Raw genomic sequence first — 21,378 nt, 5'->3', positions numbered from 1 at the left:
GTTACGGAGGAAGCGTGATTTCCCAAGAGCTTGAAGTCAGCCTGCATATGGCTTTTGTCGAGGCCCGTTCGGCCCGGCACGAATTTATTACCGTCGAGCACCTGTTGCTCGCGCTGCTCGATAACGCTTCGGCCGTTGAAGTGTTGCGCGCCTGCGCCGCCAACCTGGATGACCTGCGCCGCAACCTGCGTCAGTTCGTTTCGGAAAACACGCCGGTGATCCCCAGCGGCGCGGAAGTCGACACCCAGCCCACGCTGGGTTTTCAGCGCGTCATCCAGCGCGCGATCATGCACGTGTCCGCGGGCGGCACCGGCAAGAAGCCGGTCACCGGCGCGAACGTGCTCGTGGCCATTTTCGGCGAAAAGGATTCGCACGCCGTGTACTACCTGCAACAGCAGGGCGTCACGCGGCTGGACGTGGTGAATTTCCTGTCGCATGGCATTACCAAACAGCCACAGGTGGAGTCCGCCGCCGTGCAGAAAGAGCAGCAAACCAATGGTGAAGAACAGGGCGAATCGCGCCAGTCGCCGCTGGACCAGTATGCGACCGACCTGAACGCCGCGGCGTTGGCCGGCCGCATCGATCCGCTGATCGGTCGCGAGCACGAAGTCGAACGCGTGATCCAGGTGTTGTGCCGCCGCCGCAAGAACAACCCGCTGCTGGTCGGCGAGGCAGGCGTGGGCAAGACCGCGATCGCCGAGGGCCTGGCCTGGCGCATCACGCGCGGCGAGGTCCCCGAGATCCTGCAGGCGGCCCAAGTGTTCGCGCTGGACATGGGCGCGCTGCTGGCGGGCACCAAGTACCGCGGCGATTTCGAGCAACGCCTGAAGGGCGTGCTCAAGCAGATCCGCGGCAATCCCGACGCGATCCTGTTCATCGACGAAATCCACACGCTGATCGGCGCCGGGTCGGCGTCGGGCGGCACGCTGGACGCGTCCAACCTGCTCAAGCCGGCCCTGTCCTCGGGTCAGCTCAAGTGCATCGGCGCCACCACGTATACGGAATACCGCGGCGTCTTCGAGAAAGACCACGCGCTGTCGCGCCGCTTCCAGAAGATCGACGTGGCCGAGCCCAGCGTCGAGCAGACCGTGCAGATCCTGCGCGGCCTGAAGAGCCGCTTCGAGGAACACCACAACGTGCGCTACTCGGCCGCGGCGCTGTCGGCCGCCGCCGAGCTGTCGGCGCGTTTCATCAACGACCGCCATCTGCCGGACAAGGCCATCGACGTGATCGACGAGGCCGGCGCCGCCCAGCGTCTGCTGCCGCGTTCGCGCCAGAAGAAGGTGATCGGCAAGGTCGACATCGAGAACATCGTTTCCAAGATCGCGCGCATTCCGCCGCAGTCCGTCTCCAACGACGACCGCAGCAAGCTCGCCACGCTCGACCGCGACCTCAAGACCGTGGTGTTCGGCCAGGACAACGCCATCGAGGCGTTGTCGGCCGCCATCAAGATGGCGCGCTCGGGCCTGGGCAAGCCGGAAAAGCCGATCGGCGCCTTCCTGTTCTCCGGCCCCACCGGCGTCGGCAAGACCGAAGTCGCGCGCCAGTTGGCGTTCACGCTGGGCGTGGAGCTGCTGCGCTTCGACATGTCCGAGTACATGGAACGCCACGCCGTCTCGCGCCTGATCGGCGCGCCGCCGGGATACGTCGGTTTCGACCAGGGCGGTCTCTTGACCGAGGCCATCACCAAGCAGCCGCATTGCGTGCTGCTGCTCGATGAAATCGAAAAGGCCCATCCGGACGTCTTCAACATCCTGCTGCAGGTCATGGACCATGGCACGCTGACGGACAACAACGGCCGCAAGGCGGACTTCCGCAACGTCATCCTCATCATGACGACCAACGCGGGCGCCGAGACCTTGAACCGTCCGTCCATCGGCTTCGCCAATTCGCGCGTGGTGGGCGACGAAATGGCGGAAATCCGCCGCATGTTCACGCCCGAGTTCCGCAACCGGCTGGATGCGATCATCCCGTTCGCGCCACTGGACCGCGAGATCATCCTGCGCGTGGTCGACAAGTTCCTGATGCAGCTCGAAGACCAACTGCACGAGCGCCGCGTCGAAGCCGTGTTCACCACGGCCCTGCGCGAGCACCTGGCCAAGGAAGGCTTCGACCCGCTGATGGGCGCGCGGCCGATGCAGCGCCTGATCCAGGACACCATCCGGCGCGCGCTGGCCGACGAGCTGCTGTTCGGCAAGCTCGTCGATGGCGGCACCGTCACCGTGGACCTGGACGAGGCCGGCAAGGTCACGCTGGACTTCGACGACCACGGCAAGCCGCCGTCGGCCGCGCCCGACAAGCAGGAAGTCGAGCTCGTCGAATAGGCCCATGAGTAGCGCGGAGAGCCAGCCGCTGATCGAGTGCGAGCACTGCGCAAGCATCTATCGCCGACATCCGCTCGAACCTGGCGAGACCGCCAATTGCGCCCGCTGTGGCACCATTCTATGGCGCTACAGCGGGCTTACTTTGTCCAATTGGCTGGCGCTCGCGATCGCCGCGCTGATCGTCTTCGGCGTGGCCAACGCCTATCCGGTCGCGTCGATGTCGGTGCAGGGCATGGTGCAGCAGGCTTCGCTGCTGGATGCCATCGACATCACCTGGCGCCAGGGACATTACGTGGTGGCGGTCATGACCGGGCTGGCGGGTTTCGTGCTGCCGCTGTTCCAGTTGATCGTGCTGCTGTGGGTGCTGGGGCCCCTGTCGCGCGGCGTCGAGCCGGCGGAATTTCGCGGCGCGATGCGCCTGCTGGGCCTGTTGCGGCCGTGGTGCATGGTGCCGGTTTTCCTGCTGGGGGTGCTGGTCGCCGTGGTGAAGCTGGCGGGCATGGCCGCGGTGGCGCCCGGCGTCGGCCTGTTCGCCTTTGGCGTCCTGACCATTTTCCTGACCATGCTGGGCCGGCTGACCCCGCATGTGTTGTGGCGCTACGCCGAATCCGGCGGCGTGGTGCCCGTGCATGTGCCCGAGGCAGGGCCCGACGCGGTGCTGACGGGCTGTCATGTGTGTGGCCAGGTTCAGGCGGTGCCGCGCGCCGACGACCCCGAAGCGGAGCACCACTGCGTGCGCTGTCACGCGGTGGTGCACTACCGCAAGCCCGACCACCTGGCCCGCACCTGGGCGCTGTTGCTGGCTGCGATGGTGTTCTATATTCCCGCCAATGTCTTGCCGGTGATGAAGGTCAGTTCGGTGCTGGGCGACAGCGCCCACACCATCCTGGGCGGCGTCGTGGAACTGTGGAACATGGGCTCCTGGGACATCGCGCTGATCGTCTTCATCGCCAGTGTGGCGGTGCCCTTGACCAAGTTGCTGGCGCTGATCCTGCTGCTGCTGACCGAGCAATGGCGCAGCACCACCAACCTGCGTCCGCGCACTCGCCTGTACCAGATGGTCGAGTTCATCGGCCAATGGTCGATGCTGGATGTCTTTGTCGTGATCCTGCTGGCAGCCCTGGCCGATTTCCAGGGCCTGATGGAAATCAGTGCCGGCGCGGGGGCCGCTGCGTTCGGCGTGGTCGTCATCCTGACCATGCTGGCCGCCATGAGTTTCGACCTGCGCCGCAGTTGGGACCTCGAGGATGTGAGTGAGTTGGACGATGCCGCGCCGGCCGGTGGCGGGCGCGCGGCGTCCGCAGCCGGCGCGCAAGCGGGCTGATGCCGGCATGATCGCGGTGGACGGAAACCTCCCCGCGCGCCGTTCAAAGAAGAAAAGGAAATACCAATGTCCGACCAAGCACCTGGATCTGGTGAAGAGAAGTATGCGTCGCCCACGATCTCGCGCAAGCGCAAGAGCCGGATTTCATGGATCTGGCTCGTGCCGGTCGTTGCGGCGTTGATGGGCCTGTCGCTGGTGGTGCGGACCTGGATGCAGGCCGGCCCTGATCTGTCGATCGAGTTCAATACGGCCGAGGGGCTGGAAGTCGGCAAGACCCAGTTGCGCTACAAGGACGTGAACGTCGGCACCGTCAAGTCGATCGGTTTCAACGCCGATCGCAGCAAGGTGGTGGTGCAGGCCGAGCTGTCCAGGGAAGTCGCCGACCTGGCGCGCGAGGGCACCAACTTCTGGGTGGTGCGCCCGCGCCTGGACGTCAGCGGCGTGTCCGGCCTGGGCACCTTATTGTCCGGCGCCTACATCGGCGTGGACGCGGTCGAGGGCAAGGACTCGTCCAAGAAGGCGACCAAACTGCATTTCGTCGGCCTGGAGACGCCGCCGGCCGTGACGCACGACCGCGCCGGCAAGCGCTTCAAGCTGAAGGCCGCGGACCTGGGGTCGCTGGATATCGGGTCGCCGGTGTATTTCCGCCGCATCAACGTCGGCCGCGTGATCGGTTACGCACTGGACAAGACCGGCAATGCCGTCAACGTCGAGGTATTCGTCGACGCGCCCAACGACAAGTTCGTGACCAACGGCACCCGCTTCTGGAACGCCAGCGGCGTGGATTTCAGCGTCAACGCCGAGGGCCTGAAGGTGCGGACCCAGTCGCTGGTGTCGATGGCCGTGGGCGGCGTGGCGTTCGAGCCGGTCTACAGCGCGCGTGACGCCAACACCCCGGCGGCGGCCGATTCGCACTTCGAGCTATACGCCACCGAGGCGGCCGCCAAGGCCAACCCCGACGGCGAAGCCTTCCCGATCCGCATGCGCTTCGATCAGTCGATCCGCGGCCTGGCGGTGGGCGCGGCGATCGACTTCTCGGGCATCACGCTGGGCAACGTCACGCAGATCAACATGGACTTCGATCCCGTCAGCAAGCGCTTCTTCGCGCTGGTGGATGCGACGCTGTATCCGGAACGCCTGGGCCGCGTGTACGACGAAGTGCGCGAGCACGCCATCAAGGACGGCGACGAGGCCGGCGGGCGCCTGCTGGGCATCATGGTCAAGCACGGCCTGCGCGCCCAGTTGCGCACCGCCAACCTGTTGACCGGCCAGTTGTACGTGGTGCTGGACGAGTTCCCCAACGTCAAGCCGGTGGAATTCAAGATGACCACGCCGGCGATGATCCCGACCGTGCCGGGCCAGCTCGATCAGTTGCAGCAGCAGGTCAGCAATATCGTCGCCAAGATCGACAAGATTCCGTTCGACAAGATCGGCGAGGACCTGCGCACCACGCTGGCCAGCACGTCCAAGCTGATGAACCGCCTGGACAAGCAGGTGGCGCCCGAGGCGCAAGGCGTGCTCAAGCAGGCGCGCGAGTCCATGGCCAGCCTCAACGCCCTGGTGGCGTCGGATTCGTCGTTGCCGGTCAATGCCGAGAAGGCCATGCAGGAACTGAGCCGCGCCGCCCGCTCGCTGCGCGCGTTGGCGGACTTCCTGCAGTCCAACCCCGAAGCGCTGTTGCGCGGCCGCGGCCAGGACCCGATTCCGGGCGCCGGCCCCGTCAGGAACTGAACCCATGACCCGACTCGATTTCCGTCCCTTCCCGACCTCCCGCCCCGGCCCGTTTGCGCGCGGCCTGGCGCTGTTGGCGCTGCCGCTGCTGCTGGCCGCCTGCGCCTCGTCGCCGCCCGTGCACTACTACACGCTGCAAGGGCCGGCGCCCCAGCCCCCGGCCGTGCCGCGCGCCGCCGCGCCGTTCCTGCTGGAAGTGCAGGGCGTCAATGTGGCGGCCCAGGCCGACCAGCCTCAATTGATGGTCCGCACCGGCGACGGCAGCGTGGCGGCGATGTATTCCGAGCGCTGGAGTTCGCCCTTGGGGGACGAGATCCGCGGTGCGCTGTCCGACGCGCTCAAGCACGACCTGGGCGCGCTGGACGTGCAGGTGGTCAAGCCCGCGCCCACCGCGCCGGTCTGGCGGGTGCAGACCGACGTGCAGCGGTTTGACCTGGTGTCCGGCAGCATGGCGCAACTGGACGCCACCTGGCGGGTGCGGCCGGTCAATCTCAAGGGCAACGGCCTGCTGTGCCGCAGCGTTGTCACCGAAACCGTGTCGGAGGCCGGCATCCCCGCGCTGGTCGCCGCGCAGCAGCGCGCGGTGGCGGCGCTGGCGGGCGCCATGGCGTCCGCCATCCGCGGGCAGACGCCCGACAGCGGCGGCGCGGTGCGGATGCTGGGCTGCTCGCCCCTGCCCGATGCCGACAAGCCTTAAAAAGGGACGGGCAGGGCGCCAAAACCTGTCGCGATCTCAATCGGTTAACCCTAGGGTTAACCTTAATACAAACCCGGTTGCAACCTGACTAGCATACGGTCCTACCGATGCCGGGCCCCCTTGCGGGTCCGGTGTGACCTTTGCCATGCGACAGGAAGCAATCTCTTATGGCCAGCACCACCCTCGGCGTCAAGGTCGATGACGCGCTACGCGATCGCCTGAAGGCCGCCGCGCACAAACTCAACTGCACGCCGCACTGGCTGCACAAGCAGGCGATCCTTGCCTACCTGGACAAGATCGAGCGCGGCCACCTGCCCGCCGAGATGTCCCATCTGGGCGGGGAAGAGGGAGGCGATGACGAGGGGGGCGAACACCAGGCCGCCGCCACGCCGCCGTTCTACGAATTCGGCCAGGACGTGCAGCCGCAATCGGTGCTGCGCGCGGCCATTACCGCCGCCTACCGCCGCCCCGAGCCGGAATGCGTGCCGCTGCTGCTGGGCCAGGCGCGCATGCCGAACCTGGAAAAAGTGCATGCGATGGCCACTGACCTGGTCAAGAAGCTGCGCGGCAAGCGCACCGGCGGCGGGGTCGAAGGCCTGATCCAGGAATTCTCGCTGTCGAGCCAGGAAGGCGTGGCGCTGATGTGCCTGGCCGAGGCGCTGCTGCGCATTCCCGACCGCGCCACGCGCGACGCGCTGATCCGCGACAAGGTCGCGCGCGGCGACTGGAAGTCGCACATGGGCGGCTCGCAGTCGCTGTTCGTCAATGCCGCCACCTGGGGCCTGATGATCACCGGCAAGCTGGTGGCCGTGAGCAGCGAGCAGTCGCTGTCCAAGGCGCTGACGCGCCTGATCGGCAAGGGCGGCGAACCGCTGGTGCGCAAGGGCGTGAACATCGCCATGCGCATGATGGGCGAGCAGTTCGTTTCGGGCCAGACCATTTCCGAAGCGCTGGCCAACAACCGCAAGATGGAAAGCCGCGGCTTCCGCTATTCATACGACATGCTGGGCGAAGCGGCCACCACGGCCGAGGACGCCGACCGCTATTACGCCTCGTACGAACAGGCCATCCACGCCATCGGCAAGGCCGCCGCCGGCCGCGGCATCTACGAAGGCCCCGGCATCTCCATCAAGCTTTCGGCGCTGCATCCGCGCTATTCGCGCGCCCAGCGCGAACGCGTCATGGCCGAGCTGCTGCCGCGCGTGAAGGCGCTGACCATCCTGGCGCGCAGCTACGACATTGGCCTGAACATCGATGCCGAGGAAGCCGACCGCCTCGAGATCTCGCTGGATCTGCTGGAGGCGCTGTGCTTCACGCCCGAGCTGGAGGGCTGGAACGGCATCGGCTTCGTCATCCAGGCCTACCAGAAGCGCGCGCCGTTCGTGATCGACTACGTCATCGACCTGGCCCGCCGCAGCCGTCATCGCGTGATGGTGCGTCTGGTCAAGGGCGCCTACTGGGACAGCGAGATCAAGCGCGCCCAGGTCGACGGCCTGGAGGGCTATCCGGTCTACACCCGCAAGGTCTACACCGACGTGGCCTACCTGGCCTGCGCCCGCAAGCTGCTGGGCGCGCCGGAAGCCGTGTATCCGCAGTTCGCCACCCACAACGCCTACACGCTGTCGGCGATCTACCAACTGGCCGGCCAGAACTACTACCCCGGCCAGTATGAATTCCAGTGCCTGCATGGCATGGGCGAGCCGCTGTACGACGAAGTGGTCGGACCGCTGGCGCAGGGCAAGCTGAACCGCCCCTGCCGCATCTACGCGCCGGTCGGCACGCACGAAACGCTGCTGGCCTACCTGGTGCGCCGCCTGCTGGAAAACGGCGCCAACACCTCGTTCGTCAACCTGATCGGCGACGAGAGCATCCCGGTCGAGACGCTGGTGGCCGATCCGGTCGAGGCCGCCTCGCGCATCGTGCCGTTGGGCGCGCCGCACGAGAAGATCCCGCTGCCGCGCGAACTCTACGGCAATCCGCAGCAGGGCGCGCGCGCCAACTCCGCCGGCCTGGATCTGAGCAACGAACACCGCCTGGGCTCGCTCTCGGCCGCGCTGCTGACCAGCGCCGCCACGCCCTGGCGCGCCGCGCCCATGCTGGGCGAGGGCGATGGCGCCTGGGACACGGCGCGGGCCATCGAGGTGCGCAACCCCGCCAACCTGCACGACGTGGTTGGCCACGTCATCGAAGCCAATGGCGAGGAAGCCGAGGCCGCCCTGCGCGCCGCCGCCAATGCCGCGCCCATCTGGCAGTCGACCCCGGTGGCCGAGCGCGCGCAATGCCTGCGCCGCGCCGCGCAAATGCTGGAAGAGCAGATGCAGACCCTGCTGGGCCTGATCGTGCGCGAGGCCGGCAAGTCGCTGCCCAACGCCATCGCCGAGGTGCGCGAAGCGGTGGACTTCCTGCGCTACTACGCCGACCAGGCCGACCGCGAATTCAGCAACGACACCCATCGTCCGCTCGGGACGGTGCTGTGCATCAGCCCCTGGAATTTCCCGCTGGCCATTTTCACCGGCCAGGTCGCGGCCGCGCTGGCGGCCGGCAATACCGTGCTGGCCAAGCCCGCCGAGCAGACGCCGCTGATCGCGGCGCAGGCGGTGGCGATCCTGCGCGCCGCCGGCGTGCCGCCGGGCGCCGTGCAACTGCTGCCGGGCCGCGGCGAAACCGTGGGCGCGCAACTGGTGGCCAGCCCCGGCGTGCGCGGCGTGATGTTCACCGGCTCGACCGACGTGGCGCGCATCATCGCGCGCACGCTGGCCGACCGCCTGGACGACGACGGCCACACCATCCCGCTGATCGCCGAGACCGGCGGCCAGAACGCCATGGTGGTCGACTCGTCGGCGCTGGCCGAGCAGGTGGTGTTCGATGTGCTCAGCTCCGCATTCGATTCGGCCGGCCAGCGCTGTTCCGCGCTGCGCGTGCTGTGCGTGCAGGAAGACAATGCCGATCACGTCCTGACCATGCTGCGCGGCGCCATGCGCGAGCTCAGCGTGGGCAATCCCGACCGCCTGTCGGTCGACGTCGGACCGGTCATCGATACGGAGGCGCGCAACAATATCCAGCGCCACATCGATGCGATGCGCACGGCGGGCCACCGCGTGGACCAGGTGGAGTTGAATGGCGAATGCCGCCACGGCACGTTCGTGGCGCCCACCATCATCGAGATCGACCACATCAGCGAACTGACCCGCGAGGTGTTCGGTCCGGTGCTGCACGTGGTGCGCTACGCCCGCGACGAGCTGGACGGGCTGCTGGACGCCATCAACGGCACCGGCTATGGCCTGACCTTCGGCGTGCATACCCGCATCGACGAGACCATCGCCCACGTGACCGGCCAGGTCCACGCCGGCAACGTCTACGTCAATCGCAACATCGTCGGCGCGGTGGTCGGCGTGCAGCCGTTCGGCGGCGAGTGCCTGTCGGGCACCGGTCCCAAGGCTGGCGGCCCGCTATATATGTACCGCCTGCTGGGCACGCGCCCCGAGGGGTTGCCGCCGGCGCTGGACGCGGCCGCGCCGTTGCCGCAGCGCATTGCATTGCCGGGTCCCACTGGCGAGACCAACACTTATATGGTCGAGCCGCGCGGCGCGGTCTATTGTGTGGCGGCCACGGAGGCCGGCGCGCGTGCCCAATGGGCGGCGGCGCGTCTGACCGGCAATCACGCGTGGTTCGCCGATACGCCGGCGGCGCAGGCGCTGCTGGCGGGATTGGACGCCGAGCAGCAGGGGCAGGCGGGCATTCTGGCCGATGCCGAGGTCGACCACGCCGATTACCATGCGGTGCTGTTCGAAGGCGATGGCGACACGCTGCGCACGCTGAACCAGCGCATCGCGCAACGCCCCGGCGCCATCCTGGCGGTGCATGGATTGACCTCGGATGCCCTGGCGGCCGGCGCCTCGTATGTGCCCGAGCGCCTGCTGACGGAGCGTTCCATCAGCGTCAATACGGCGGCGGCCGGCGGCAACGCCAGCCTCATGACCATCGGTTGAACGTGACCGAGGGGTAACCCTTGGGAAACCAAGGGTTATCTCCAATATCTAGCGAGGTTGCACTGGAAGCAAAATCCGGTCGCACCTGAAGTTCGATTGTGGCAACCCGGCAATCGCACTCAAATAGATCACCTGGCCCAAAAGCCCAGGTATAACAAAGCCACATCCGACATACCGGAGGATTCCCATGAAGTTTCGCACCACTTTGAAGCTTGTCGCCGCCAGCATCGCCGCCGTCGGCATGGCCGCCGCCGCGCAGGCCGCCGACGTCAAGTTCGGCTTTGCCGCGCCCCTGACCGGTCCCCAGTCGCACTACGGCGAGGACATGCAGAACGGCCTGAACCTGGCCCTGGAAGAAGCCAACAAGAAGGGCATCAAGGTCGACGGCCAGCCCGCCAAGTTCGTGCTGGTGTCGCGCGATGACCAGGCCGATCCGCGCGTCGGCGTGCAGGTGGCGCAGCAACTCGTCGACGAGAACGTGGTCGGCATCCTGGGCCACTTCAATTCGGGCACCACGATCCCCGCCTCGCGCGTCTACCACGAAGCCGGCCTGCCGCAGATCGCCATGGCCACGTCGCCCGAGTACACCAAGCAGGGCTACGAAACCACCTTCCGCATGATGACCAGCGACACCCAGCAGGGCGCCGCGGTCGGCAAGTTCATGGTGCAAAGCCTGAAGGCCAAGAAGGTCGCCATCATCGATGACCGCACCGCCTACGGCCAGGGCCTGGCCGACGAGGTCGAGAAGGCCGTCAAGGCCGCCGGCGGCCAGGTGGTGCGCCGCGAGTACACGACCGACAAGGCCAACGACTTCACGGCCATCCTGACCAACATCAAGGGCTCGGCGCCCGACGCCATCTTCTACGGCGGCCTGGACGCGCAGTCCGGCCCGATGAAGCGCCAGTTGGCCACGTTGGGCCTGAAGTCGCCGCTGGTTTCGGGCGAAATGACCCGCAGCGACACCTTCATCAAGCTGGCCGGCGACGCCGCCGACGGCACCTTCGCCTCGCTGGCCGGCGTGCCGCTGGACAAGATGGCCGCGGGCAAGGACTTCGAAAAGCGCTACCAAGAGCGCTTCAAGAAGGCCCCCGGCGTCTACGCGCCCTACGCCTATGACGGCGCCTGGAACATGATCGCGGCGATCGAAGCGGCCGGCTCGGCCAAGCCCGAGAAGTACCTGCCGGAACTGGCCAAGCTGAACCGCAAGGGCGCGACCAGCGAGCACATCGCCTACGACAAGAACGGCGACCTGAAGGAAATCTCCGTCACCATCTACGAAGTCAAGAATGGCAAGTGGGAGATGGTTGAAACGATGGTCAGCCAGGCCAACTAAGGCCGCCTGACCCGGCCAGGACGCGGCGCCGCCGTGCCTGGCCATCCTGATTGACCCCGCGCGCGCCGCCCGGCGCGGCGGCGATTTGCGCGAAGGCGGCCCCCGGGCCGCGCCGCATCCGATCCTCGCGCGATTTTTCCAGGCTTATTTCCACGGCCCCTATGGATATCTTCATTCAACAACTGATTAACGGCGTCACGCTCGGCAGCGTGTACGCCCTGGTCGCCCTTGGCTACACCATGGTGTACGGCATCATCGGGCTGATCAACTTCGCGCATGGCGACGTCGTCATGATCGGCGCGATGGCGGCCACCACGATCGCCATCTCGCTGGTCGGCGGCGACCCGTCCGCTTCCGCCTTCATGGTGCTGGGCCTGGGCCTGCTGGTGTCCGTGCCGCTGTGCATGGCCGTGGGCTGGACCGCCGAGCGCGTGGCCTACCGGCCGCTGCGCCGCGCGCCGCGCCTGGCCGCCCTGATCACCGCCATCGGCGTGTCCATCATCCTGCAGAACGTGGCGATGATGGGTTGGGGCCGCAACTACCTGAACTTCCCGCAGGTGCTGTCGCCGCGGGTGTTCGAGATCTTCGGCGCGCGCATGAGCACGCTGCAGATCGCCATCGTCGCGATCGCCGCGCTCATCATGGGCGGATTGCTGGCCGTGGTGCACAAGACGCGCCTGGGCACCGCCATGCGCGCCACCGCGCAGAACCGCGAAGTGGCCGGCCTGATGGGCGTGAACATCAACACCGTGATCTCGGCGGCGTTCCTGATCGGCTCGGCGCTGGCCGCGGTGGCCGGCATGATGGTGGCCACCTACTACGGCGTGTCGCAGTACACGATGGGCTTCATGCTGGGCCTGAAGGCCTTCACGGCCGCGGTGCTGGGCGGCATCGGCAACCTGGTCGGCGCCATGGCGGGCGGCCTGCTGCTGGGCATCATCGAATCGCTGGGCGCCGGCTACATCGGCGACCTGACCGGCGGCTTCCTGGGCAGCCACTACCAGGACGTGTTCGCGTTCTTCGTGCTGGTGCTGGTGCTGATTTTCCGTCCGTCCGGCCTGCTGGGCGAGCGTGTGGGGGACCGCGCATGAGCACCACCCTGAAACACAGCGGGCTGTCGACCCGCAACCTGATCGGCATCGCGCTGATCGGCATCGTGCTGGCGGTGCTGCCGTTCGTGATCGGCATGGCCGGCCAGAGCTGGGTCCGCATCCTGAACTTCGCGCTGCTGTACGTGATGCTGTCGCTGGGCCTGAACATCGTGGTGGGCTTTGCCGGCCTGCTGGACCTGGGCTACATCGCGTTCTACGCGGTGGGCGCCTACACCTGGGCGCTGCTGGCCTCGCCGCACTTCGGGCTGCACCTGCCGTTCTGGGCGATCCTGCCGATCGCGCTGGCGGTGGCGTGCCTGTTCGGGGTGCTGCTGGGGGCGCCGACGCTCAAGTTGCGCGGCGATTACCTGGCCATCGTGACGCTGGGCTTCGGCGAGATCATCCGCATCTTCCTGAACAACCTGAACGCGCCGGTCAACATCACCAACGGCCCGCAGGGCATCAACCGCATCGATACTTTCAAGGTGGGCGAGTTCGCCTTTGGCCGCACCGAGAGCCTGCTGGGCATCCGCGTGACCGGGCCGGAGAAGTACTACTACCTGCTGCTGGCGCTGACGCTGATCATCATCCTGGTGTGCGTGCGCCTGCAGAACTCGCGCATCGGCCGCGCCTGGGAAGCGATCCGTGAAGACGAGATCGCCGCCAAGGCGATGGGCATCAACACCCGTAACATCAAGCTGCTGGCCTTCGCCATGGGCGCCTCGTTCGGCGGCGTGGCGGGCGCGCTGTTCGCGTCGATGCAGGGTTTCGTCAGCCCCGAGAGCTTCTCGCTGATGGAATCCATTTCCATCCTGTGCATGGTGGTGCTGGGCGGCATGGGCCACATCCCGGGCGTGATCCTGGGCGCGCTGATCCTGGCCGCGTTGCCGGAATTCCTGCGCGCCGTGGTCGAGCCGGTGCAGCAGATGGTGTTCGGCGCCGTGGTGCTGGATCCCGAGGGCATCCGCATGCTGCTGTTCGGCCTGGCGATGGTGTGCGTGATGCTGTTCCGTCCCGCCGGCCTGTGGCCGTCCGCCGTGCGCAAGCGCGAGCTGGCCACCAAGACGCAGGGAGGCGCGGCATGAGCAAACTGCTGCAAGCCCAGGGACTGGGCAAACGCTTCGGCGGCCTGCAGGCCTTGTCGGATGTCAGCTTCGACATCGAGCAGGGCGAGATCTACGGCCTGATCGGCCCCAACGGCGCCGGCAAGACCACGCTGTTCAACGTGCTTACGGGCCTCTACATCCCGGAAGACGGTAGCTGCACCTTCAACGGCGCCTCGATGTCGGGCAAGAAACCGCACGAGGTGGCGCACGCGGGCCTGGCGCGCACCTTCCAGAACATCCGCCTGTTCGCCAACCTGAGCGCGATCGAGAACGTCATGATCGGCCGCCACATGCGCACCCGCGCCGGCGTGCTGGGCGCGGTGTTCCGTACCCGCGGCACGCGTGCCGAGGAAGCCGCCATCGAGGCCCGCGCCCAGGAGCTGCTGGACTACGTCGGCATCGGCCACCGCGCCAACGACGTGGCGCGTTCGCTGCCCTACGGCGACCAGCGCCGCCTGGAAATCGCGCGCGCCTTGGCCACCGATCCCAAGCTGCTGGCGCTGGACGAGCCGGCCGCCGGCATGAACGCCTCGGAAACCGTGGTGCTGCGCAAGCTGATCGAGAAGATCCGCGACGACGGCGTCACGGTGCTGCTGATCGAGCACGACATGAAGCTGGTCATGGGCCTGTGCGATCGCGTGCTGGTGCTGGAATACGGCAAGGTGCTGGCCATGGGCAAACCCGCCCAGGTGCAGCGCGACCCCAAGGTCATTGAAGCGTATCTGGGCGCGGGCGCCGCCCAGGATCCGCTGATTCATCAGGAGCGCCCGGCATGACGACGGCAAGCAAACCCCTACTGGAACTGCGCGGCCTGCAGGTCGCCTACGGCGGCATCCGCGCGGTGCGTGGCATCGACCTGCGCGTGGACGAAGGCGAACTGGTGTGCCTGATCGGCGCCAACGGCGCCGGCAAGAGCACGACCCTGCGCGCCATCTGCGGCCTGGTGCCGCTGGCCGGCGGCGAAGTGGTCTACGGCGGCCAGTCCATCGGCGGCCAGAAGTCGCACGAGCTGGTGCGCCAGGGCCTGGTGATGGTGCCCGAGGGCCGCGGCATCTTCGGCCAGCTCACCATCGAGGAAAACCTGGCGATGGGCGCCTACATCCGGCGCGACGCCGCGCAGGTGCGGCAGGACACCGACCGCGTGTTCACGCTGTTCCCGCGCCTGGCCGAGCGCCGCAAGCAGGCGGCCGGCACGCTGTCGGGCGGCGAGCAACAGATGGTGGCGATGGGCCGCGCGATGATCGCGCGGCCGAAGCTGCTGTTGCTGGACGAACCCTCGATGGGACTGGCGCCGCTGATGGTCGAGAAGGTCTTCGAAGTGGTGCGCACCATCGCCAGCGAAGGCGTCACGATCCTGCTGATCGAGCAGAACGCCCGCCTGGCGCTGGAGAACAGCCACCGCGGCTACGTGATGGAATCCGGCGAGATCACGCTGTCCGGTCCCGCCGCCGACATGCTCCACGATCCCAAGGTGCGCGCGGCGTACCTGGGGGAAGTGGAAGAGGCGTAGGCCTGTCCCTCTGCCGCATAAAAGAGCCCGGCCATGCCGGGCTTTTTTTATGCGCGTCGGACTCAGCCGGCCTGGCGCTTGAGGAAGCCCTCGATCAGGGCGGCGAAGGCGGGCGGGCACTCCTGCATCGGGTAATGGCCGCAATGCGCAATGACGTGCAGCGTCGCGTTGGGATGCCAGGCCAGGAAGCTGCCTTGCATCGCTTGCGCGTCGATTCCCGGGTCCCGATCGCCGACCACGACCAGGAACGGTGTCTCGATTCCACGCACGGCGTCGACGAAGTCCGCCGTCACCAGCATGTCGAGGTACTTGCGCCGGCAGGCGGGTGCCACGGTCGCGCGGTTGTGGCGGACCTTGGCGTCGGCCCAGCCGTCGGACAGGCTGCTGGAGACATGCCGGAACAGCCGGCGCAAGGCGTCGTCGTCCTCGGTCGTGCTGGCGAAGAACGCCAGGGCCTCCGGCCCCAGGGGGTTGCCGGCGGCGGAGACGGGGCACACCGCGATGGCGCTGGCGATGCGTGACGGCGCGTCCGCCGCCAGGCGTTGCGTGATCATGCCGGTCATCGAGTGGCCGATGATGTGGAACCGCCGCCAGCCGAGCCGGTCGGTGAGCGCGAGGCAGTCGGCGGCGATTTCCTCGACCGTGCAGGCGCCGGTGAGCGCGATGGACTGGCCGTAGCCGCGCAGGTCGGCGAACACGTAGGTGAAGGCCTGGCCGTCGAGCCAGGGCATGACGGCATCGTAGCTGCCATGGTCGCCGAGCCAGTCGTGCAGGACCAGCACGGGGATCGGGCCGTGGCCCAGGCGCGCGTAGCCGAGACCGGCCGGCGAGCCGGGATGGATTTCAAGGGACGTCTTCATTCCAGGTTTCCTTGTGTGAGGGGAACGAAAACGAAACGCCCTCCCGGCGGACCGGGAGGGCGTTTTCAAAGTGCAACCATCCTATCAAATCGCCGGCGCCAGCGTCAACGGGGCGGCGTCGCCGCCGGCGCGCTGGCGGGAAGGCCGGCTCAGGCAGGCTGCGCCACGACCCGCTCGCGCCCGATCAGCAGGGCGATGACGGCGGCGATCAGGCCGGTGGCGCCGGCTGCGACGAAGGCCATCAGGTAGCTGCCTTGCGACTCGCGCACCACGCCCGCCATCCAGGCCGCGCTGGCCGCGCCCAACTGGTGGCCGGCAACGATCCAGCCGAACACGATGGGCGCCTCCCGGTCGCCGAAGGCTTCGGTGGCCAGGCGCAGCGTGGGCGGCACGGTGGCGATCCAGTCCAGGCCGAAGAACACCGCAAAGATCGCCAGGCTGTAGAACGAGAAGTCGGAGTAGGGCAGGTAGACCAGCGCCAGGCCGCGCAGTCCGTAATAGACGAACAGCAGCTTGCGCGGATCGTAGCGGTCGGTCAGCCAGCCGGAGGCGGTGGTGCCGAACAAGTCGAAGATGCCCATGATCGCCAGCAGGCCGGCCGCCTGCACTTCGGGCATGCCATGGTCGCCGCAGAGCGCGATCAGGTGCGTGCCGACCAGTCCGTTGGTGGTGAAACCGCAGATGAAGAAGGTGGCGAACAGGAACCAGAAGGTGCGGGTCTTGGCGGCGCGGCCCAGGGCGCCGAAGGTGGCGGCGATCATGCCGGTGCGCGGCGCAACGGGCGCGGGCGGCGCATGCGGATCGCTGCCGAACGGCACCAGGCCGACGCTGGCGGGGCGGTCGGGCACCAGCCACCAGGCCAGCGGCACCAGCGCGGCGGCGGCGCCGGCCACGGTCCACACCACCCGGGTCCAGTCGCCCGACGACGCCAGCGCCGCCAGCAGCGGCAGGAAGATCAGCGTGCCGGTGGCGGTGCTGGCCGTCAGCAGGCCCATCATCAGGCCGCGATGCTTACTGAACCAGCGGTTGACCACGGTCGCGCCCATGACCACGGCGACCGCGCCCGAGCCGATGCCCGAGAACACGCCCCACGTCATCAGCAGGTGCCACGGCTGGGTCATATAGGCGCTGATGGCGCTGGAGGCGGCCATCAACGACAAGGCGGCGATCAGCACGCGGCGCAGGCCGAAGCGTTCCATGGCGGCCGCGGCGAACGGCCCGACCAGGCCGTACAGGAAGATGCCGACGGCGGCGGCGAACGAGGTGGTGCCGCGGTTCCAGCCGAAGCTTTCCTCCAGCGGCACCAGCAGCACGCTGGGCGAGGAGCGCAGGCCGGCCGATACCAGCAGGGCCAGGAACACGACCGCGACCACGACGAACGCGTACTTCTGGCCGGCGCGGCGGAAGGGGATGGGGGGGTGGGCTATACTCATGTTACTGACCGGTACGTAATTTGGTTTGCGAATAGTATGTACCGGTTAGTAACATCGTCAAGAGGTATTTTTGACGTCCCTGTTTTCAGGGCGGCCGGCCTTGCCGGCCGGTCTCAGTGAGGAGTTCCAGTCATGGCCAGCAAATCCCCGGCGGGTGGCAAGACCGCCGTCGCCGATACGCCCGCGAAGCCGCTCCTGGCGGCCGATCGCATCCGCAAGACGGCGCGCGAGATGTTCTACCGCGACGGCATCCGGGCGGTGGGCGTGGACGCCATCGTCAACCAGGCCGGCGTCACCAAGCCCAGCCTGTACCGCAGCTTTTCGTCCAAGGACGAACTGGCCGCGGTCTATCTGCGCGACTACGACGCCGAGTTCTGGGGGCGCTTCAACGCCGCCTGCGACGCGCATCCCGGCGATCCCCAGGCGGGGTTGCGGGCCTATCTGTCGGGCCTGAGCGTGCGGGCGGTGCAGAACGGCTATCGCGGCTGCGGCTTGACCAATGCCGCGGTGGAATATCCCGAGGCCGGCCATCCGGCCCGCGTGGTCGCGGTCGAGCACAAGGTCGAGCTGCGCCGGCGCCTGGCCGCCATGGCCGCCGAGATGGGCGCGCCCGATCCCGCCAAGCTGGGGGATGGGTTGTTGCTGCTGATCGAGGGCGCCTTCGTCTCCAGCCAGTTGTTCGGCGAGGGCGGTCCGGCCGCCCGGGTGGCCGACATGGCCGACCTGCTGATTGACGCACATCTGGGGCGGCGATAGGTTTTTGCACTGCACAATACTGGTGCCAGATGTGGTGCCGGATGCACCGTTGTGGTGGTGTTTGTACTTATTTCGCAACGCCAAAAATAATGCTAGGCATTTTTATTGCAACGCAGCATGCGCGGGTCTAAGATGGACTCGTGCTGTTCCCCCATCGCGCTTTCTCAAGGAGAGAATCATGAGCGATACCGCGTTGAAAAATGCCCGCATGTCGGATGCGCTGGAGCGGTCCCTGATCCGCGAGGCCATCAAGGCGGAAACCCTGTCCGGCCCGTTCTCGCGCATGGGCTGGCGTCGGCTGAAGCTGCGCCTGCGCCGCTTGGGCGGGGCCGTCGGCGAAGTGCTGCACGACATGGACGCCGGCCGCCGCCAGCATCCGGTGATCTCCGCCCGCCGCTGAACCCGGGCCATGCGCTAGAAAAACGCCAGCGATTGCTGGCGTTTTTTCATGGGGAGGCCGTTGTCAGGCCGCTCCCGCCGCGGCGTCGATGATCCAGTCCAGGAAAGCCCGTACCTCCGGCCGCTCGGTCGCGCCCGGCACGGTGACCGCGTAGTAGGCGAATCGCGCGGGCCATGGTTTGTCCAGCACCTGCGCCAGCCGGCCGGCGGCGATCTCCTGCTGCGCGTACTGCTGCGGCACCAGGGCCAGCCCCTGGCCGGATTCCGCCGCGCGGATCAGCAGGAAGTCATCCTCGAAGGCATTGCCGCGTTCGGCGCGCGGATCCGCCGGCGCGCCGCAGGCCGCCAGCCACAGGGGCCAGTCGGCGCGGTCCGAGTCATGCAATAGCGGGTAATCCAGGCAGTCGGCGGGTTCGCGGATCGCGCCCGGCGGGACCAGTTGCGGACTGGCCACGGGCACCAGCACCGGCGCCATCAGGCGCACGCTTTCCAGTCCCGGGTAGTCGCCCAGGCCGTGGCGCAGGGCGACGTCGACCCGGTCGCGGCGCAGGTCGGTCAATGCCGAGGTCGCCTCCACGCGGATCTCGATTCCCGGATGCAATTGCTTGAACGCGCCCAGCCGCGGCACCAGCCACGAGGCGGCGAAGGTGGCGACCGTGCTGATGGTCAGCGTGTGTTGCCCCTTGCTGGCCTCCAGCGCCGCCATGGCCTGGTCGATCTGCGCGAAGGCCTGCAGCAGGGCGGGATGCAGCGTGGCGCCGGCCGGCGTCAGGCGCAGGCCCTGGCGTTCGCGGGTGAACAGCGCCAGGCCGACGCGGTCTTCCAGCAGGCGGATCTGCTGGCTGATCGCGCCCGGGGTGACGTGCAGCGCCTGGGCCGCGGCCTTGATGCTGCCGCGTTGGCCGACTTCGACGAAGGTGCGCAGGGTCTGAAGCGGGACGGGGGGCATCGAGTTTAGTTTTTCTAAAGCATGGTGGCAGAAATCATCGCTTCTGATTATAGGAGCTTGTTGCCATCATGGTGCGGTCGGTTTGAATTTCCGACGCCACGAAAACTAAACCGAGAGGATCGCTTTGATGATGCCTGCAACCCGTGTCCGGCAGCCTGTCCAGGTCGGGGCACAGCCATGATCGACCTGTATACCGACAGCTCGCCCAATGGTTTCAAGATCACTATCGCACTGGAGGAACTGGGCCTGCCCTATACCCTCAGGCACGTGCATATCGACGCGGGGGAAAACCGGCGGCCGGCATTCCTGCGGCTCAATCCGCACGGCCGCATACCGGTGCTGGTCGACCATGCCACCGGCATCACCCTGTTCGAGTCGGCGGCGATCCTGCTGTATCTGGCCGACAAGACGCGCCGCCTGCTGCCCGTGGAACCCCGGGCGCGCTGGCAGGCCATCCAGTGGCTGATGTTCCATGCCGCCAGCGTCGGTCCCATCCTCGGTCAACGCGTGCACTTCGAGATTTTCTCGGCCACCGCGCAGCCCGATGCGATCGACCGCTATCGAGGCCTGTGCGATGCCGCGTTCGGCGTGCTCGATGGGCAACTGTCGCGGCACCCCCATATCGCGGGCGAAGACTATTCGATTGCCGATATCGCGCACTTCGGCTGGACCCATATCGCCCGCATCGTCGGCTTCGATTTCAGCGCCCACGCCCATTTGAGCGCATGGCACGAACGCGTCGCCGCCCGGCCGGCGGTCCAGCGTGGCGTCACCTTGCCCGCGCCGGCCGTCGGCGCCTGAACCCGCTCAATCATGGAAATGCAAAATGCTTGAATCCACCACGACGTCGTCCGTGTCCGTCCCCACTGGCGCTTCCGCGCCGGCGTTCGCCGCGCATCCGGGTTATTGCCGCATGTTCGCGCCCGGCCAGCTCACCCTCGGCATGTTCCTGCCGCTGCGCTTCTACAACGGCGACATGCGGGTGCTGGCGGGGCAGTCGGAGCTCGTGACCGAGATCGACCGGCTCGGCTTTGCCGCCGTCTGGGTACGGGACGTGCCCTTGATGGACGTGGGCTTCGGCGATGCCGGACAGGTTTTCGACCCCTTCACCTACCTGTCGTTCCTGGCGGCCCGGACCCGCTCGGTCGCGCTGGCCACCGGCAGCGCAATTTTTCCGTTGCGCCATCCGATCGATCTGGCCAAGGCCGCCGCCACCATCGACCAGTTGTCGGGCGGCCGGCTGGTGATGGGCATCGCCTCGGGCGACCGGCCGTCGGAGTTTCCGGCCTATGGCATCGAACACGAGCAGCGGGCTGAACGCTTCCGCGACGCGGTGGCGTACTTCCGGCGGCTGCTGGGCAGCGCGGGCGGCGCCATCGAATCGCCGTTGGGTCGCACCCTGAACGGTACGCTGTTGCTGCCCAAGCCGGCAACGGGCGTGATCCCGCTGATGGTGACGGGGGGCTCCGGCCAGTCGCCGGCGTGGATCAGCGAGCATGCGGACGGCTGGTTGAGTTATCCCGGTCCGTCGCACGACAAGAGCGGGCCGGCGCGGCTTGCCGACAAGATCCGTATCTGGCGCCAGGGCATTCCGGACGGCGGTTTCCGGCCGCACATGACCAACGAGTGGCTGGACCTGGTCGACGATCCCGACCATCCGCGCACGCCGCTGCAAGGCGGCTTCGTGCTGCGCACGGGCCGGAACGGCCTGATCGATCTGTTGCGCGACTGGCAGGCAGCAGGGGTGAACCACGCCGCGCTGGGAATCCAGTTCTCGGAGCGGCCGGCGGCCGAAATCATCCACGAGCTGGCCGAGGAAGTGCTGCCGCATTTTCCGTCGCTGCCGGGGCCGGCCCCGCGCGACGGCCGCTGGTGA

At 67.5% G+C, this 21,378-nt stretch carries 17 protein-coding genes; 14 read left to right on the top strand and 3 right to left on the bottom strand.

Annotated elements, in window-relative coordinates; all coding sequences use genetic code 11:
• The first annotated feature begins 14 nt into the window (after nt 1–14).
• The 10 genes from clpA to ACUDCK_RS17740 all read left to right on the top strand — a co-directional run bounded on the left by clpA (nt 15) and on the right by ACUDCK_RS17740 (nt 15,105).
• Nucleotides 15–2,324, top strand: coding sequence for an ATP-dependent Clp protease ATP-binding subunit ClpA (gene clpA, locus ACUDCK_RS17785; RefSeq protein WP_024069529.1), 2,310 nt, complete (start codon nt 15–17; stop codon nt 2,322–2,324).
• A 4-nt stretch (nt 2,325–2,328) separates the two neighbouring features.
• Entirely contained in the window at nt 2,329–3,648 is a 1,320-nt protein-coding gene (locus tag ACUDCK_RS17780) for a paraquat-inducible protein A (protein WP_175166727.1), read from the top strand.
• 66 nt (nt 3,649–3,714) lie between these two features.
• On the top strand, nt 3,715–5,379 hold the full coding sequence (locus ACUDCK_RS17775; RefSeq protein WP_054502082.1) for a PqiB family protein: 1,665 nt from the start codon (nt 3,715–3,717) through the stop codon (nt 5,377–5,379).
• 4 nt (nt 5,380–5,383) lie between these two features.
• Nucleotides 5,384–6,076, top strand: coding sequence for a PqiC family protein (locus ACUDCK_RS17770; protein ID WP_054502083.1), 693 nt, complete (start codon nt 5,384–5,386; stop codon nt 6,074–6,076).
• Nucleotides 6,077–6,243: 167 nt separating this feature from the next.
• On the top strand, nt 6,244–10,065 hold the full coding sequence (gene putA / locus ACUDCK_RS17765; RefSeq protein ID WP_054502084.1) for a trifunctional transcriptional regulator/proline dehydrogenase/L-glutamate gamma-semialdehyde dehydrogenase: 3,822 nt from the start codon (nt 6,244–6,246) through the stop codon (nt 10,063–10,065).
• A 187-nt stretch (nt 10,066–10,252) separates the two neighbouring features.
• Nucleotides 10,253–11,398, top strand: a complete 1,146-nt coding sequence (locus tag ACUDCK_RS17760; RefSeq protein WP_049073109.1) for a branched-chain amino acid ABC transporter substrate-binding protein — start codon at nt 10,253–10,255, stop codon at nt 11,396–11,398.
• Between the two features lie 161 nt (nt 11,399–11,559).
• Nucleotides 11,560–12,489, top strand: coding sequence for a branched-chain amino acid ABC transporter permease (locus ACUDCK_RS17755; RefSeq protein ID WP_049073110.1), 930 nt, complete (start codon nt 11,560–11,562; stop codon nt 12,487–12,489).
• Nucleotides 12,486–13,574 (top strand): ABC transporter permease subunit, encoded by a 1,089-nt coding sequence (locus tag ACUDCK_RS17750; RefSeq protein WP_064524669.1) that lies wholly within the window; start codon nt 12,486–12,488, stop codon nt 13,572–13,574. The genes ACUDCK_RS17755 and ACUDCK_RS17750 overlap by 4 nt, the downstream gene beginning before the upstream one ends.
• Nucleotides 13,571–14,371: an ABC transporter ATP-binding protein gene (locus ACUDCK_RS17745; RefSeq protein WP_006383977.1), complete on the top strand. Its 801-nt coding sequence runs from the start codon at nt 13,571–13,573 to the stop codon at nt 14,369–14,371. The genes ACUDCK_RS17750 and ACUDCK_RS17745 overlap by 4 nt, the downstream gene beginning before the upstream one ends.
• Nucleotides 14,368–15,105, top strand: a complete 738-nt coding sequence (locus tag ACUDCK_RS17740; protein ID WP_006383976.1) for an ABC transporter ATP-binding protein — start codon at nt 14,368–14,370, stop codon at nt 15,103–15,105. Before ACUDCK_RS17745 ends, ACUDCK_RS17740 begins: the two co-directional genes overlap by 4 nt.
• 62 nt (nt 15,106–15,167) lie before the next feature.
• On the opposite strand, the gene ACUDCK_RS17735 is transcribed toward ACUDCK_RS17740, so the two are convergent.
• Entirely contained in the window at nt 15,168–15,965 is a 798-nt protein-coding gene (locus tag ACUDCK_RS17735; RefSeq protein WP_175166728.1) for an alpha/beta fold hydrolase, read from the bottom strand.
• A 149-nt stretch (nt 15,966–16,114) separates the two neighbouring features.
• On the bottom strand, nt 16,115–17,398 hold the full coding sequence (locus ACUDCK_RS17730) for an MFS transporter (protein ID WP_054502087.1): 1,284 nt from the start codon (nt 17,396–17,398) through the stop codon (nt 16,115–16,117).
• A 132-nt stretch (nt 17,399–17,530) separates the two neighbouring features.
• On the opposite strand from ACUDCK_RS17730, the gene ACUDCK_RS17725 reads away from it, so the two are divergent.
• Nucleotides 17,531–18,154, top strand: coding sequence for a TetR/AcrR family transcriptional regulator (locus tag ACUDCK_RS17725; RefSeq protein ID WP_054502088.1), 624 nt, complete (start codon nt 17,531–17,533; stop codon nt 18,152–18,154).
• 178 nt (nt 18,155–18,332) lie between these two features.
• Nucleotides 18,333–18,554 carry a hypothetical protein gene (locus ACUDCK_RS17720; protein WP_054430075.1) on the top strand — a complete coding sequence of 74 codons (222 nt, stop codon included), beginning with the start codon at nt 18,333–18,335 and terminating at the stop codon, nt 18,552–18,554.
• A gap of 63 nt (nt 18,555–18,617) precedes the next feature.
• Here ACUDCK_RS17720 and ACUDCK_RS17715 read toward each other — a convergent pair whose 3' ends face one another.
• Complete coding sequence (locus ACUDCK_RS17715) at nt 18,618–19,502, bottom strand: LysR substrate-binding domain-containing protein (RefSeq protein ID WP_175166729.1); 885 nt, start codon at nt 19,500–19,502, stop codon at nt 18,618–18,620.
• Between the two features lie 177 nt (nt 19,503–19,679).
• On the opposite strand from ACUDCK_RS17715, the gene ACUDCK_RS17710 reads away from it, so the two are divergent.
• Nucleotides 19,680–20,303: a glutathione S-transferase family protein gene (locus tag ACUDCK_RS17710; protein ID WP_064523575.1), complete on the top strand. Its 624-nt coding sequence runs from the start codon at nt 19,680–19,682 to the stop codon at nt 20,301–20,303.
• Between the two features lie 25 nt (nt 20,304–20,328).
• Nucleotides 20,329–21,378 (top strand): LLM class oxidoreductase, encoded by a 1,050-nt coding sequence (locus tag ACUDCK_RS17705; RefSeq protein WP_064523572.1) that lies wholly within the window; start codon nt 20,329–20,331, stop codon nt 21,376–21,378.

This window comes from Achromobacter sp. CF-sbj1-Ac2-l (assembly GCF_052698165.1).
This window is presented reverse-complemented; position numbering and strand designations above follow the sequence as displayed.